A 14,997-nucleotide genomic window follows, 5' to 3' on the forward strand; every position below is an offset into this window, starting at 1 on the left:
CCGGCAGGGGATGCACGGTCGAATGAGCAACAGGAGAGCCTCAGGCGCGTTACTTTACGTAGGCCAGCAGGCTGAGCGAGTCGCGCGCCAACGCCTTGCATTTTTTATCGTTAGAGACGGCGATGCCGCTGAGATCGCGATAGCTGTCTTCGCCCAACGCCTTCATGTTATAGCTGGCGTAGTTGGTTAAGTCCCAGCGGTTCTGCTGCGCGAAGAAGACCAGCGCCTTACGGATTTGGGCATCAGGCAGGTCCTGATAGCCGCAGTCATTTTTGAGATAGACAAAGACAGCGGTCAGATCCGCCAGATCTTCCGCTTCCGATTCGCTAAGCGCAAAACTGGTGGATGAAAAACCGAGCAGCCCCGACAGCAACAGGGCCTGAATGCCTTTCTTCATAATCATTCTCTTAAAATTGCAATAACCTGACGTTAGCACAGTTAGGGGCGGTCTTCAGGCCATTTTTACGCTTTGCCGACGTTTGCGGTTAAAAATGGTCTGATTCAGCGTTGTCACAAGGCCATAAAGGAAGAGACAGTGCGCTGTTTCTTATAGCCATCAAGATGCTGAGCGGCCCATCCCTGAGAAAGCAGCCGATGTCTGCTATCGAAAGCAGCCGGGACGGCTATTGCGCGCCTGCGGCGAAGGACGATCTGCCGCAACCTTCTTTTCTCCGACCCGGCAGAAATCCGCGGGAAAGGTGGTTTCCCCCGGGCTAAAAACGTTAAGATTTCCTGACGTGCAATTACTCCCGGGCTCCGCCGCGAGCCCCGTTCAAAGGACGCCGACATGCAACGCCGCGATTTTCTTAAACTTACCGCCGCGCTGAGCGCCGCGGGTCTGCTTCCCGCCTGGTCTGGCCAGGCGCTGGCGCAGGGCCGTCCCGCGCTACCGATTCCCGATCTGCTGACGCCCGATATTCACGGTTCGGTGCGCGTGATTGCGCAGCGCGGCGTAAGCCGCTGGAACGGCAAGGCGGTCAACAGCTGGGGCTACAATGGCGCACTGCTGGGGCCGGCGATTGAGATGACGCGCGGCAAAACCATCAATGTACAGCTGGAAAACCGCCTGCCGCAGGCGACCACCGTTCACTGGCACGGGCTGGAAGTGCCGGGCGCGGTGGATGGCGGTCCGCAGGCGATCATCGCGCCCGGCGGTAAGCGCACGGTCGCCATTACGCCCGATCAGCCTGCAGCCACCTGCTGGTTCCATCCGCACCAGCATGGCGAGACCGGCTATCAGGTAGCGCAGGGGTTGGCCGGGCTGGTGGTGCTGCGCGACGATGAGTCGGAAAAGCTGCTGCTGCCGAAGCGCTGGGGCGTGGACGATATTCCGGTCATCTTACAAGATAAGCAGCTGACGCCGGACGGTACCGCCATCGATTACCAGCTGGATGTCATGCGGGCGGCAGTAGGCTGGTTCGGCAACCTGATGCTGACCAACGGCGTGCCCTCGCCACAGCATGCGGTGCCGCGCGGCTGGCTGCGTCTGCGCCTGCTGAACGGCTGCAATGCGCGTTCGCTGAACCTTACCGCCAGCGATCGGCGGCCGCTTTACGTGATCGCCAGCGACGGCGGGCTGCTGGCGGAGCCGGTCAGGGTTGAAACCTTAATGCTGCTGCCCGGCGAACGCTTTGAGGTGCTGGTGGATACCAGCGACGGGCGGGCGTTCGATCTGCAAACCCTGCCGGTGACGCAGATGGGGATGACGCTGCCTCCGTTTGACGCGCCGCTGTCGCTGCTGCATATCCAGCCGCTGCGGGTTATGGCCAGCGGCACGCTGCCGGATAGTCTGGCGACGCTGCCGCCGTTGCCGGCCAGCGATAATCTGCCGCAGCGCTGGCTGCAGCTGATGATGGATCCACAGCTCGATCGGCTGGGGATGCAGGCGTTACAGCAGCGCTACGGCCAGCAGGCGATGGCGGGGCATACGCCGCCGCAGGCGCCGGGCGGCGCGGCGGCATCTCATCACGCGATGGGCCATGATATGGGCGATATGAAGCCCGCCGCACCCGGCTACGATTTCCGCAATGGCAATAAGATCAACGGCCTCGCGTTTGATATGCACAAACCGGTGTTCGCCGTGAAGCAGGGCCAACTGGAGAAATGGACCATTTCCGGCGAAGGCGACAGCATGCTGCATCCTTTCCATATTCATGGCGCGCAGTTCCGTATCGTTACTGAAAACGGCAAGCCGCCAGCGGCGCATCGTCAGGGCTGGAAAGATACAGTGCATGTTGAGGGATGGCGTAGCGAAGTACTGGTGCGCTTTAACCATACGGCCGATGCGCAGCAGCCTTATATGGCGCACTGTCACCTGCTGGAGCATGAGGACACCGGAATGATGCTGGGCTTTACCGTGGCATAGTGGCCGGCCAGCAGACCAGCCTGCCATTTTTCGCCCGCAATTACGCCGCTTAGCTCAGGCCACGAAGGCGAGAGCGGGGCGCAGGGAAGCGTGTCAATCCGCGCATAAAACCCAACCTTTCCACCTACAGCAGGGCGGCTTCAGAGAGAACGCCGCCCTGTTGCTTACTGCATGACGCCGCCGGCTTACGCCTGCTCCAGCGCCAGCTTCAGGTCTTCAATTAAATCGTCGCTGTTTTCAATGCCGATCGATAGCCGAATGGTCGCTTCGCTGATGCCGATGCGCTGGCGCACCTCGGCAGGTACGCCGGAATGGGTGGTGCTGCCCGGATGGCTGGCGAGCGATTCCGTTCCGCCCAGGCTGACCGCCAGCTTAAACAGCTGCAGCGCGTTGAGAAAGCGGAACGAGGCGGCTTGCCCGCCACGAATATCGAAAGAAAAGGTGGAGCCGGCGCCGCTGCTCTGCGCCTGAAACGTTTTCCCGGCGGCGGAGCTGGCATCAAGGAACGACAGATAGTGCAGCTTTTCCACCTTCTCATGGTCGCGTAAAAAGGTAGCCACCGCCCTGGCGTTTTGGTTGGCCTTCTCCATGCGCAGCGACAGCGTTTCCAGCGAGCGGCCGAGCATCCAGCTGGAGTGCGGATCGAGCTGGGTGCCGATCGCGCTGCGCAGGGCGCGTACCTGCGTCATCAGCGCTTTGCTGCCCATCGCCGCCCCGGCGATCAGGTCGGAATGGCCGCCGACATATTTGGTCAGCGAGTAGAGAGAGATATCGGCGCCATGCTCCAGCGGCCGCTGGAACAGCGGGCCAAGCAGCGTATTGTCGCAGGCGATGACAGGACGATGGCCCTGCTGCGCGCCGATTTTCTCCGCCACGCGCCGGATAAGGGCGATATCCACCAGGCTATTGGTTGGGTTAGCGGGGGTTTCAATCAGGATCACCGACACGCGTCCGGCGGCCAGCGCCTGGTCCGCCGCCTGCTGCACTTTCTCTTCATCCAGGCCATCGCTGAAGCCGACCGCCGCGACGCCCAGGCGCAGAAAGGTTTTGCTCAGCAATGTTTCGGTGCCGCCGTAGAGCGGCTGCGAATGCAGGATAACATCGCCCGGCTTGACGAAGGCCAGCAGCGTCGTCGAAATGGCGGACATGCCAGAAGAGAACAGCACGCTGCTTTCGGCGCGTTCATAAACCGCCAGGCGATCTTCGACAATCTCGCTGTTGGGATGGTTAAAGCGTGAATAGACCAGGCCGCCGGAAGCGCCAGCAGGCGGCTCGCGTCGGCCGGAAACGTAATCAAAAAAGTCGCGGCCATCTTCTGCGCTGTTAAAGACAAACGTTGAGGTGAGAAACACCGGCGGTTTCACCGCGCCTTCCGACAGCGCGGGATCGTAGCCGTAGTTCAGCATCTGCGTTTCCGGCTGCAGGGCGCGGCTGCCGATATGGGTTTTTTTAGTATTGGTGTGATTCATGGTTTCTCCTGGCGATCCGGCAACGAAATTGCGCTTACGCTACCACATCGGCTTATGCGCTGATAAATGACTTAACGTTCTAACTTTAAAACCAAATGCATGATTAAATAGCGATTTTTAGACGTTTAGCAGTCTGTATGTCTGCGCGGCGGCGGGGTATTAGGCGGTCGCGCGGCGGTATTCGGCGCGCAAACTATGATAGACTTCGCTGCTTTCGACAGATGACGAAGCTGAAGCTATGAAACACACCGTTGAAGTTATGATCTCCGAAGCGGAGATTCGCAATCGTATCGCCGAACTGGGCCAGCAGATCACCGAACATTACCGCGACAGCGGCAGCGATATGATGCTGGTGGGCCTGCTGCGCGGCTCCTTTATGTTTATGGCGGACCTCTGCCGCACCATCGACGTTTCGCATGAAGTCGACTTTATGACCGCCTCCAGCTACGGCAGCGGCATGGCGAGCAGCCGCGACGTGAAAATCCTGAAAGATCTGGACGAGGATATCCGTGGTAAGGATGTGCTGATCGTTGAGGACATCATCGATTCCGGCAACACGCTAAGCAAAGTGCGCGAAATCCTTAGCCTGCGCGAGCCGAAATCGCTGGCGATCTGCACCCTGCTGGATAAGCCGTCGCGCCGCGAAGTCAACGTGAACGTCGAATATATCGGCTTCTCTATTCCTGATGAGTTTGTGGTCGGTTACGGCATCGATTATGCGCAGCGCTATCGCCATCTGCCCTATATCGGCAAAGTGGTAATGCTGGAAGAGTAAGAATGCACGATTGTGCTGTCAGTGACAGCACAATCGATTAAAGATAGCCGTTGCGTGACGGGCTATTATGCCGCTCGCTGATTAGCGATGGGTTTCAGGGTGGTTGAGCAGGTTGGCGATACCGTGGCGGTAACGCTGTTCCAGCAGCTCGCGGCTGGTAGCGGTCACCTGCAGGTCGCGCAGGCAGCCGTCATGGATACCGTAAACCCAGCCGTGAATCGTCACTTTCTGCCCGCGTTTCCACGCTGACTGCAGAATAGTCGAATGGCCCAGGTTATAGACCTGCTCCATGACGTTGATTTCGCAAAGCTTATCAAAGCGTTTCTCTGGCGGCAGTTCGCCCAGTAACGAGCTATGCTTGTACCACAAATCGCGAATGTGCAGCAGCCAGTTGTTGATCAGCCCCAGCTCCGGGTTTTCGACCGCCGCCTGTACGCCGCCGCATCCGTAGTGTCCACAAATGATGATATGTTCCACTTCAAGCACTTCTACCGCGTATTGCACCACGGAGAGGCAGTTGAGGTCGGTATGGATCACCAGGTTCGCGACGTTACGATGCACAAACAGCTCGCCGGGCTCAAGGCCGGTCAGGCGTTCAGCTGGAACGCGGCTGTCGGAGCAGCCGATCCACAGAAAGCGGGGTTTTTGCGCCAGCGCAAGGCGCTCGAAAAAGCCAGGATCTTCCTCAACCAGTAATTTAGACCATTCGCGGTTGTTGCTGATGAGTGTATCAATATCTTTCATGATGGTTATCGTTCTGTAACAAGCAAAAATGCGTTGACGTACTATAGGACAACGTCTGGCAATTTCAAACGGTAAAAATAACAGTTAACAAAACAGGGTAAGCAACTTCTCTATGACCTATGCACTGGAACTAGAAAAACTCACCAAGACCTATCCCGGCGGCGTGCAGGCGCTGAAAGGGGTCGATCTGGCGGTCGAGGCGGGCGATTTTTACGCGCTGCTGGGGCCGAACGGCGCGGGTAAATCGACCACCATCGGCATCATCAGCTCGCTGGTCAACAAAAGCGGCGGACGGGTGCGCGTGTTCGGTTACGACCTGGAAAAAGATGTGGTCAACGCCAAGCGCCAGCTGGGGCTGGTGCCGCAAGAATTTAACTTTAACCCGTTCGAAACCGTGCTGCAGATCGTCGTCAACCAGGCGGGCTACTATGGTGTGGAGCGGCGCGACGCGCTGCAGCGCGCGGAGAAGTACCTTACCCAGCTCGATCTCTGGAACAAGCGTAGCGAACGCGCGCGGATGCTCTCCGGCGGCATGAAACGCCGTCTGATGATTGCGCGCGCGCTGATGCATGAGCCGAAGCTTTTGATCCTTGATGAGCCGACCGCAGGCGTTGATATCGAACTGCGCCGCTCAATGTGGACCTTTCTCAAAGAACTGAACGCGCAGGGCACCACCATTATCCTGACTACCCACTACCTGGAAGAAGCGGAGATGCTGTGCCGCAATATCGGCATTATCCAGAGCGGCGAACTGGTGGAAAACACCTCGATGAAAGGGCTGCTGGCGAAGCTGAAGTCAGAGACCTTTATTCTCGATCTGGCGGCGAAAAGCCCGCTGCCGCGTCTGGAAGGTTTCCAGTACCGGCTGGTCGATACCTCGACGCTGGAGGTCGAAGTGATGCGTGAGCAGGGGTTGAACAGCGTATTCAGCCAGCTTAGCGCGCAGGGCGTGCAGGTCTTAAGCATGCGCAACAAGGCGAATCGCCTGGAAGAGTTGTTTGTCAGTCTGGTGCAGGGAAAAACGGGAGGTCACGCATGACGCACTTATACTGGGTCGCGCTGAAGAGCATCTGGGCGAAAGAGATCAACCGTTTCGCCCGTATCTGGATCCAGACGCTGGTGCCGCCGGTGATCACCATGACGCTCTATTTTATTATCTTCGGCAACCTGATCGGTTCGCGTATCGGTGATATGCACGGCTTCAGCTATATGCAGTTTATCGTGCCGGGGCTGATTATGATGGCGGTGATCACCAACGCCTACGCCAACGTCGCCTCTTCGTTCTTCAGCGCCAAGTTCCAGCGCAATATTGAAGAGCTGCTGGTGGCGCCGGTGCCGACCCATATCGTGATTGCCGGCTACGTCGGCGGCGGCGTGGCGCGCGGCGTCTGCGTGGGCATTCTGGTGACGGCGGTATCGCTGTTCTTCGTGCCGTTCCACGTGCATTCCTGGCTGATGGTGGCGGTGACGCTGCTGTTAACCGCGATTATGTTCTCGCTGGCGGGCCTGCTGAATGCGGTTTTTGCGCGCACCTTCGACGACATCAGCCTGATCCCGACCTTTGTGCTGACGCCGCTGACCTACCTGGGCGGGGTGTTCTATTCGCTGACGCTGCTGCCGCCGTTCTGGCAGGCCGTTTCGAAACTGAACCCGGTGGTTTATATGATCAGCGGCTTTCGCTACGGCTTTCTGGGCATTAACGACGTGCCGCTGGTGTTTACGCTCTCGGTGCTGGTCGCCTTTATCGTGGTGTTTTACATTCTGGCCTGGTCGCTGATCCAGCGCGGGCGCGGTCTGCGCACCTGATACCGACCTGCTGAACGCGCTCTCCGGAGCGCGTTTTTTTTCGCCTGCGTTTTGCTGTCCCGCTGCGGTAAATCTGATAAAGCAATTAGGACGTTTGTTCAGTTTCACGCTTTGTGCCAGACTGTGCCCTGAGGCAGAGAAAGGCGAACAGAATGACAGAGAGAAGCTGGCGTCAGGATCCGCAGCGGCGCGAACGCATCGCCGAAGCGGCCCTGGAGGTTATCGTAAAATATGGCGTTGCCGGCACCACCTACCGTAAGGTGGCGGCCGAGGCGGCAGTCCCGCTCAGTGCGGTCAGTTACTATTTCAGTAGCCTTGAAACGCTGCTTTTCGCCGCATTTAACCAACTTTCGCAACATATTTCCGATCGCTTTTCCGCCCGTATCGCCCAGGCGCGCACCCGGCAGGAGGCGTTCGAGGCGGTGGTGGCTATCATCTTTGGCGACGCTACCGCCTCATCGCGCACGTTGCTATTGAGCTATGAGCTTTACGGCTTCGCCAGCCGTCGTCCTGAACTGAAACCCGTGATGCTGGGCTGGATGACGCGTAGCCGCAGCGCGCTGGAGCAGTTCTTCTCCCCGGCGGCGGCGGTGGCGATTGATGCTTTTATCGAAGGTATGATGATCCATCGTTCCGTCATGCCGGTGACGCCTGAACTGGTGGCCCGCGCCGTCCGGCTGCTGGCTGACCTGTAGCGTCGTCTTGTCTGAACAGATTAACGGAGGAAAAATGACCGAAGCGGAAAAAGCGCTGGCAGGGCTGCTCTACGATGCCAACTACGATCCTGCACTGATCGCCGAGCGCGGCGAAGTGAAATATCAGCTACAGCAGTATAACCAAACCGATCCGCGCGACCTCGCCGGACGCGACCGGCAGATCAAAGCGCTGCTGGGCCGCACCGGCGAACAGATCCTGATTGAACAGCCTTTTTACTGCGACTATGGGCGCAATATTGAGGTCGGCGAAAACTTTTACGCCAACGTCAACCTGGTGATCCTTGACTGCGGCAACGTCAAGATTGGCGATAACGTCTTTATCGGTCCCGCCGTCGGCATTCATACCGCCGGCCATCCGCTCGACGTCGAGCAGCGCAACCGTGGGCTGGAGTATGCGCGCCCGGTGACCATCGGCAATAACGTCTGGATTGGCGCCGGCGTACAGATCCTGCCGGGCGTGACGATTGGCGACAATAGCGTGATCGGCGCCGGCAGCGTGGTGACCAAAGCGATCCCGGCCGGCGTGGTGGCGGCGGGCAGCCCGTGTCGGGTGCTAAAAACCCTTTAACTTTTTCGTCGAGGTGTGTGATGTCGCAGTTTACCTGGATTAACCCGCCCGCCGTCTGGCGCGAAACACAGCAGCAGCTCTCGGTAGTCACCGACCAGGGCACCGATTTCTGGCGTGAAACCTGGTACGGCTTTACCCGTTTCAGCGGCCATTTTTACGGCTGCGAGGCGGAAGGCGATTTTACCTTTCAGGCGCGTATCCGCGCCGATTTCCATACGCTCTACGATCAGGCGGGCATTATGCTGCTGGCCGATGAGCAGCAGTGGCTTAAGGCGGGGATTGAATATAACGACGGCCAGCCCGCCATCGGCAGCGTGCTGACCCAGGGCGGATCCGACTGGGCCACCGGGCCGTTTAACGGCGACGCGCGCGATTTCTGGATGCGGCTCACCCGACGCGGCGACGCGTTGCGGCTGCAGTATTCCGCCGACGGCAAAACCTGGCCGCTGCTACGGCTGTGCCGCTTCGCCGGCCCGCCGCGCTGTCGCGTTGGGGTGATGTGCTGTACGCCTGAGCGCGCCGGACTGGCGGTCACTTTCAGTGAAATGCAATTAACGCCGCCTAACGGCAAGGCGCTGCATGATTTAAGCTAACAGGGCGTTTGGGCAAAGGGTAACGGCGCTAAGGCGAGCCGCGTTAAGGGCAAGTCACCGCGGGTCGGGCGGGCGAGAGCCATAGCGAGCCGGGTTTAGGGCAAACCATAGCGAGTCGGGCGAGAGCAGGCTTCTCAACGCGGGCAGGGAACAGCAAAGCCCGGCAAGCGGCATCGGCCAGGCTGAAGCGGAAGAAACAGGCGGGACAGGGTTGTCCCGCCAATAAATCAGGCAACCTGCACCGGAACCGCTTTCGCCAGGCGCTTCATCTGATTGTCGCCTTCAAAGTAGGCCACTTTCGGCTGCCACTGGCGCGCCTCTTCGTCCGGCATCTGCACATAGGAGCAGATAATCAAAATATCGCCTTCGCAGGCGCAGCGGGCGGCGGCGCCGTTAACGGAGATAATTTTCGAACCGCGTTCCGCCGCAATGGCGTAAGTAGAGAAGCGCTGTCCGTTGGTGACGTTATAAATATCGATCGCCTCGTACTGAAGAATGCCGGAGGCGTCGAGGAAGTCCTGATCGATGGCGCAGGACCCTTCGTAATGCAAGTCAGCCTGGGTGACTTTTACCCGATGCAGCTTGCCTTGCAGCATGGTGCGTACCATATCTCTGTTACCTTGTTCCGCAACGAATCAAAAGATGAGCGACAGTATTCATGGATCGCTGTCGCTTGTCTACTGGGTCAGATCGACCGTTTGATTATCGATCAAACGCGCCTTGCCCAGCCAGGCGGCCATCAGGATCACCGCGCGCTGGCTGTCGACGTTAAGCGGCAGCAGCGTTTGTGCATCACAGATTGCCAGCCCGTCGGGACGCAACCCTTTCTCGCGCAGCGCCTCTTCGGCGCTTTCGATAATCTCTTCGGTATGACGCTCGCCGTTGGCCAGCTTCTGTGCCATTTCGCGCATGACCAGGCTTACCGTCGGCGCCAGCTTGCGCTCGTCAGCGGTGAGGTAGCCGTTGCGCGAGCTGAGCGCCAGGCCATCTTTCGCACGCACCGTCGGCACGCCGATAATATCGATATCGTAGCCCATATCAGCCACCATTTTACGGATCAACGCCAGCTGCTGGTAATCCTTCTCGCCGAAGCAGGCGAGGTCGGGCTGCACCAGGTTGAACAGCTTGCTGACGATGGTGGCGACGCCGCGGAAATGGCCGGGGCGGCTGGCGCCCTCCAGCAGCGTCGACAGGCCCGGCACGTCGACATAGGTCTGGCTATCCAGCCCTTTGGGATAGACATCGGCCGGGGCGGGCGCAAACACCAGATCCACGCCGCGGCGGTTCAGCTTTTCACAATCTTCCTGCAGAGTGCGCGGGTAGCGCGCCAGATCGTCAGCGCGATCGAACTGCATCGGGTTAACGAAGATGCTGACCACCACGATATCGGCGCGCTCGCGCGCCTCATCCACCAGCGTCATATGGCCATCGTGCAGGTTGCCCATGGTCGGCACCAGCGCGATGCGTTTGCCTTCCTGCCGCCAGCGACGAATTTCACGGCGCAGCATCGGCAGCGTTTCGATAATCAACACGGATTTTCTCCTGTTCACTGGAAACTGTGTTCCGCGGCGGGGTAGAGGGCGCTTTCCACTTCCTGTACATACTGGCGCACCGCCGCGCGGATATCGCCCGCTTCAGCAAGGAAGTTTTTGGCGAATTTGGGGATATGGCCGCCGGTAATGCCGAAGGCGTCATGCATCACCAGAATCTGGCCGTCGGTCACGTTGCCCGCGCCGATGCCGATCACCGGAATGGTCAGCGCCTCGGTGACGCGCTGCGCCAGCGCCACCGGTACGCACTCCAGCACCATTAGCTGCGCGCCCGCCGCTTCCAGCGCCAGCGCGTCGGCCAGCAGCCGCTCTGCGGCCTCATCGTCGCGGCCCTGAACTTTGTAGCCGCCGAAAATATTGACCGACTGCGGCGTCAGGCCGAGATGGCCGCATACCGGCACCGCGCGCTCCGTCAGCATACGCACGCTTTCCGCCAGCCAGGCGCCGCCTTCCAGCTTAACCATATTGGCACCGGCGCGCATCAGGCGGCCCGCGCTTTCACAGGTCTGCTGCGGCGTGGCGTAGCTCATAAACGGCAGGTCGGCGAGCAGCAGGCAGTGCGGCGCGCCGCGACGCACTGCTGCAGTATGGTAGGCGATATCGTCCACCGTGACCGGCAGCGTCGATTCATGTCCCTGCACCGTCATGCCCAGTGAATCGCCGACCAGCATCACCTGGATGCCTTCATCGGCAAACAGACGGGCGAAGCTGAAATCATAGGCGGTAATGGAGGCAAACTTTTTGCCGGCCTGCTTCCACTGGCGCAGGTGCGAAATGGTGGTGGGTTTCATGACAACCTCAGTATCTACGTTCTGGTGGGCGCAGTGTAAAGGATTGCGAGGGTGAGAGGAAACTTCTTATCGTAACGGCAGGAAGGCGCCAGAAAGGTGACGAAAAGCTTACCAGCGTTGAATGGCGCTGCAGTCGAGTTTCGCTGCGATATCAGCCAGATAGCGGCCATCCGGCAGGCGGGCCTGCGGCGCGATCTCGAGCAGCGGTACCAGCATAAAGGCGCGGTTCAGCATGTCGTAATGGGGCACCGTCAGACGCGGCGTCTCCAGCATTCGATCGCCAAACAGCATAATATCGAGATCGAGGGTGCGCGGGCCCCAACGTTCCGCTTTGCGCACGCGCCCCTGCTCCAGTTCGATGCGCTGGGTATGATCAAGCAGCGCCTCCGGCGTCAGCTGCGTATCAAGCGCCACGGCGGCGTTGAGGTAGTCGGGCTGATCGGGCGGGCCGTAGGGCGGGGTGCGGTAAAACGCCGAGACCGCCGCCCGCCGGGTTTGCGGGATGGCGGCCAGCGCATCAAGCGCGTTACGCACCTGATGCAGCGGATCGGCGAGGTTGCTGCCTAAGGCCAGATAGACGCGGTTCATGCGCGACCCGGAACGCGAAGGCGCAGAAGCGTCAGCATCATGCGTTGCTGCTGTTGTCGCGGCGCGGCGCGGCAGGGCGCTTGCGCGGACGGCGCTGACGACGGCGCGGCGCCGGATCGTCGCCGAGGTTTTTCAGCATATGGTTCTGCTGCGGCGGCGCGGCGGCCTGGAACTCGCCCCACCAGTGCGCCAGACGCTGCAGCTCCTGGTTGTTCTCCACTTCTGCGCGCAGCGCCAGCAGATCGTAGGCGGCGCGGAACTTCGGATGCTCCATCAGCTTCAGCGCGCGCTTACCGTGACGGCGGGAAATCCGCAGCTGAAGCTGCCAGATATCGCGCACCAGCGTGGTGATGCGTTTCGGGATCGCCAGCGAACGGCACGCTTCATCCAGCACGTCGTTCATCGCCAGCGCGAAGGCGTCGTAGTAGGCGAGCCCGCTCTCCTGCGCGATGCGCTGTGCGGTTTCCAGCTGCGGATACCAGAACATGGCGGCGAACAGAAACGCGGGGTTAACACGCATCTGATTCTGAATACGCGTATCGGTATTCTTCAGCACCTGCTCCACCATCTTCTCCATCAGGCTATCACCGCGCTCGGTAAAGGCGCGGCTGATCACCGGAAACAGCGGCTGGAACAGCTGATATTCACGCAACAGCAGATAGGTTGGGTAACCGTAGCCCGCCTGCAGCAGCTTCAGCGCCTCTTCAAACAGACGCGCCGGCGGAATATCGTTCAGCAGCGTAGCGAGACGCGGGATCGGCTCGGCGGTGGTTTCCGCGATGGTCATCTCCAGCTTGGCGGCGAAGCGCACCACGCGCAGCATCCTGACCGGATCCTCACGGTAGCGCGTTTCCGGATCGCCAATCAGGCGGATAATGCCCTGTTGCAGATCCTGCAGGCCACCTACATAGTCGCGCACGGTAAAGTCCGCCACGCTGTAGTAGAGGCTGTTGATGGTTAAGTCGCGGCGCTGGGCATCATCTTCGATGGTGCCGAAAATGTTGTCGCGCAGCAGCATGCCGTTCTGGCCGCGCTGGGCGTCAGCATCTTCTTCCGCCTGGTGATGGCCGCGGAAAGTCGCGACTTCGATCACTTCCGGACCGAACATCACATGCGCCAGACGGAAACGGCGGCCGACCAGACGGCAGTTGCGGAACAGCTTGCGCATTTGCTCCGGCGTCGCGTTGGTGGTGACGTCAAAATCTTTCGGCGCTTTACCCAGCAGCAGGTCACGGACACCACCGCCCACCAGATATGCCTCATAGCCCGCTTTGTTCAGGCGATAGAGGACTTTCAGGGCGTTTTCGCTAATGTCTTTGCGCGAGATGTTGTGACTTTCACGAGGGATGACGGTCATCTGCAGTTCGTCTTCCTCAACCTCTGCCGGCGCTGCGTCATCACGACTCAGGACTTTACGGCAAAAATTAGCTACTCGGGTAAAAATAGGACACCTCGATAATGACGATAATTCGGTGGTAAAATCAGCGGCTAATCATAGCCTGTTGCGACCCATTTGAGAATGGTGTTGTCGTTTCGATGGTAGGCAGCGCGTCATTGCGCGGCATTTTCGCCAAATCCCACTGTGCAACGGCCTGTGCCAGCAGCTGTGCTGTTGTTATATCGCGCCACGCTTCCGGCGCGCGTTGTCCCAGAAAACGCAGCGCGTCGATCAGCACCGGACGCGGGTCGCCGGCGGGCAGCGCGGGCGCATGGTTCTGCTTCGACAGCTTATTGCCGTCATGATTAAGCGCCAGCGGCAAGTGCAGATAGGCCGGCTCCTGCCAGCCAAGCTGCCGCCAGAGGGCGATCTGGCGCACCGTCGGCGCAATCAGATCCGCGCCGCGCACGATCTCGGTGACGCCCTGAAAATGGTCATCGACCACCACCGCCAGGTTATAGGCGAACAGCCCATCGCGGCGATGAATGATGAAATCTTCTTCCGCCAGCGCGTCGTCGGCGTGGATATCGCCGCGCAGCAGATCGTGAAACTGCCTTATCGGCTCACGCTGCCGCAGGCGCAACGCGGCGTTTTCCGGCCCCAGCTGCAGATCGCGGCAGTGCCCGTCGTAGACGCCGCCGATTTGCTGGATGCGGCTGCGGGTACAGGTACAGTAGTAGCTCTGCCGGTGCTGACGCAGCCACGCCAGCGCGTCGCGATAGGCGTCATGGCGCTGCGACTGCCATAGCACCTCGCCGTCCCAGTGCAGGCCGTAGTGATCCAGCTGGCGCAAAATCGCGTCGGCCGCACCGGGCACTTCGCGTGGGGGATCGATATCTTCGATGCGCACCAGCCAGCGGCCGCCCTGCGCGCGGGCGTGCAAATAGCTGCCAAGCGCGGCAATCAGCGATCCGAAATGGAGTTCACCGGAAGGAGAGGGAGCAAAGCGTCCAGTACAGGGAGTAGACATCACCGTATTCACGTAACTGCAGTGGGCGGGATAGTTATCCCGCGCACACTGCATGGTTCACGTGCCGTTAGCCGGCCATCTGTTTTTCGCGGATTTCCGCCAGCGTTTTACAGTCGATACACAGATCGGCGGTAGGACGCGCTTCAAGGCGACGGATACCGATTTCAACGCCACAGGATTCGCAGTAGCCGAAATCGTCGTCTTCTACCTTTTTCAGCGTCTTCTCGATCTTTTTGATCAGTTTACGCTCGCGGTCGCGGTTGCGCAGTTCGAGGCTGAACTCCTCTTCCTGAGCGGCGCGGTCGACCGGATCAGGGAAGTTAGCCGCTTCGTCCTGCATATGTGATACCGTACGATCTACTTCATCCCTGAGTTGATTGCGCCACGCTTCAAGGATTTTCCTGAAGTGCGCCAGCTGGGCTTCGTTCATATACTCTTCGCCCGGTTTCTCCTGGTACGGCTCCACCCCAGCGATGGCGAGAATACTCAGGGACGATGTTTTACGGTTTTGCCCTTCTTGCATGTTGTTTCTCCTGGATAACACGCACTATCGATCCCCAGTGGGGAAAAAAACAGGCCGCTATAAATAACAGAAGCAGTCAAGGTTGGCAATTATTCCTGAAC

General features: G+C 59.6%; 17 protein-coding genes. 7 read left to right on the forward strand and 10 right to left on the reverse strand.

All coding sequences use genetic code 11. The features are described from left to right. Positions 1 to 49: 49 nt before the first annotated feature. Entirely contained in the window at positions 50 to 397 is a 348-nt protein-coding gene (locus tag C2E15_RS04540) for a YacC family pilotin-like protein (RefSeq protein ID WP_038628152.1), read from the reverse strand. A gap of 390 nt (positions 398 to 787) precedes the next feature. On the opposite strand from C2E15_RS04540, the gene cueO reads away from it, so the two are divergent. After that, entirely contained in the window at positions 788 to 2,365 is a 1,578-nt protein-coding gene (cueO, locus tag C2E15_RS04545; RefSeq protein ID WP_104956317.1) for a multicopper oxidase CueO, read from the forward strand. 185 nt (positions 2,366 to 2,550) lie between these two features. Here cueO and C2E15_RS04550 read toward each other — a convergent pair whose 3' ends face one another. Further along, positions 2,551 to 3,834: a cystathionine gamma-synthase family protein gene (locus tag C2E15_RS04550; RefSeq protein ID WP_104956318.1), complete on the reverse strand. Its 1,284-nt coding sequence runs from the start codon at positions 3,832 to 3,834 to the stop codon at positions 2,551 to 2,553. A 238-nt stretch (positions 3,835 to 4,072) separates the two neighbouring features. On the opposite strand from C2E15_RS04550, the gene hpt reads away from it, so the two are divergent. Beyond that, positions 4,073 to 4,609: a hypoxanthine phosphoribosyltransferase gene (gene hpt / locus C2E15_RS04555; protein ID WP_104956319.1), complete on the forward strand. Its 537-nt coding sequence runs from the start codon at positions 4,073 to 4,075 to the stop codon at positions 4,607 to 4,609. A gap of 81 nt (positions 4,610 to 4,690) precedes the next feature. Here the strand turns inward: hpt and can are convergent, their stop codons facing one another. Then, positions 4,691 to 5,353 carry a carbonate dehydratase gene (can, locus tag C2E15_RS04560; protein WP_167391831.1) on the reverse strand — a complete coding sequence of 221 codons (663 nt, stop codon included), beginning with the start codon at positions 5,351 to 5,353 and terminating at the stop codon, positions 4,691 to 4,693. 112 nt (positions 5,354 to 5,465) lie between these two features. Between can and C2E15_RS04565 the strand changes: the two genes are divergently transcribed. From C2E15_RS04565 to C2E15_RS04585, 5 genes are all read left to right on the forward strand, one after another. After that, on the forward strand, positions 5,466 to 6,392 hold the full coding sequence (locus tag C2E15_RS04565) for an ABC transporter ATP-binding protein (protein WP_104956321.1): 927 nt from the start codon (positions 5,466 to 5,468) through the stop codon (positions 6,390 to 6,392). Then, entirely contained in the window at positions 6,389 to 7,159 is a 771-nt protein-coding gene (locus C2E15_RS04570) for an ABC transporter permease (RefSeq protein ID WP_104956322.1), read from the forward strand. The genes C2E15_RS04565 and C2E15_RS04570 overlap by 4 nt, the downstream gene beginning before the upstream one ends. Before the next feature lie 152 nt (positions 7,160 to 7,311). Next, positions 7,312 to 7,854: a TetR/AcrR family transcriptional regulator gene (locus C2E15_RS04575; protein ID WP_104956323.1), complete on the forward strand. Its 543-nt coding sequence runs from the start codon at positions 7,312 to 7,314 to the stop codon at positions 7,852 to 7,854. Between the two features lie 34 nt (positions 7,855 to 7,888). Next, a complete protein-coding gene (locus C2E15_RS04580) occupies positions 7,889 to 8,443 on the forward strand; it encodes a sugar O-acetyltransferase (protein WP_104956324.1) in 555 nt (184 codons plus the stop codon). 20 nt (positions 8,444 to 8,463) lie between these two features. Further along, positions 8,464 to 9,036 carry a DUF1349 domain-containing protein gene (locus C2E15_RS04585; RefSeq protein WP_104956325.1) on the forward strand — a complete coding sequence of 191 codons (573 nt, stop codon included), beginning with the start codon at positions 8,464 to 8,466 and terminating at the stop codon, positions 9,034 to 9,036. Between the two features lie 227 nt (positions 9,037 to 9,263). Here the strand turns inward: C2E15_RS04585 and panD are convergent, their stop codons facing one another. The 7 genes from panD to dksA all read right to left on the reverse strand — a co-directional run bounded on the left by panD (position 9,264) and on the right by dksA (position 14,896). Next, positions 9,264 to 9,644, reverse strand: a complete 381-nt coding sequence (gene panD, locus C2E15_RS04590; RefSeq protein ID WP_038628123.1) for an aspartate 1-decarboxylase — start codon at positions 9,642 to 9,644, stop codon at positions 9,264 to 9,266. A 69-nt stretch (positions 9,645 to 9,713) separates the two neighbouring features. After that, positions 9,714 to 10,568 (reverse strand): pantoate--beta-alanine ligase, encoded by an 855-nt coding sequence (panC, locus tag C2E15_RS04595; protein ID WP_104956326.1) that lies wholly within the window; start codon positions 10,566 to 10,568, stop codon positions 9,714 to 9,716. A 14-nt stretch (positions 10,569 to 10,582) separates the two neighbouring features. Further along, positions 10,583 to 11,377, reverse strand: coding sequence for a 3-methyl-2-oxobutanoate hydroxymethyltransferase (gene panB, locus C2E15_RS04600; protein WP_104956327.1), 795 nt, complete (start codon positions 11,375 to 11,377; stop codon positions 10,583 to 10,585). Positions 11,378 to 11,485: 108 nt separating this feature from the next. Further along, positions 11,486 to 11,965: a 2-amino-4-hydroxy-6-hydroxymethyldihydropteridine diphosphokinase gene (folK, locus tag C2E15_RS04605; protein WP_104956328.1), complete on the reverse strand. Its 480-nt coding sequence runs from the start codon at positions 11,963 to 11,965 to the stop codon at positions 11,486 to 11,488. Between the two features lie 37 nt (positions 11,966 to 12,002). Continuing rightward, positions 12,003 to 13,409, reverse strand: a complete 1,407-nt coding sequence (gene pcnB, locus C2E15_RS04610) for a polynucleotide adenylyltransferase PcnB (protein ID WP_104956329.1) — start codon at positions 13,407 to 13,409, stop codon at positions 12,003 to 12,005. 37 nt (positions 13,410 to 13,446) lie between these two features. Beyond that, positions 13,447 to 14,373 (reverse strand): tRNA glutamyl-Q(34) synthetase GluQRS, encoded by a 927-nt coding sequence (gluQRS, locus tag C2E15_RS04615; RefSeq protein WP_104959080.1) that lies wholly within the window; start codon positions 14,371 to 14,373, stop codon positions 13,447 to 13,449. Positions 14,374 to 14,440: 67 nt separating this feature from the next. Next, entirely contained in the window at positions 14,441 to 14,896 is a 456-nt protein-coding gene (dksA, locus tag C2E15_RS04620) for an RNA polymerase-binding protein DksA (protein ID WP_038628110.1), read from the reverse strand. Between the last annotated feature and the right edge of the window lie 101 nt (positions 14,897 to 14,997).

The organism is Mixta gaviniae (genome assembly GCF_002953195.1).
In the GTDB taxonomy this organism is placed as follows: Bacteria; Pseudomonadota; Gammaproteobacteria; order Enterobacterales; family Enterobacteriaceae; genus Mixta; species Mixta gaviniae.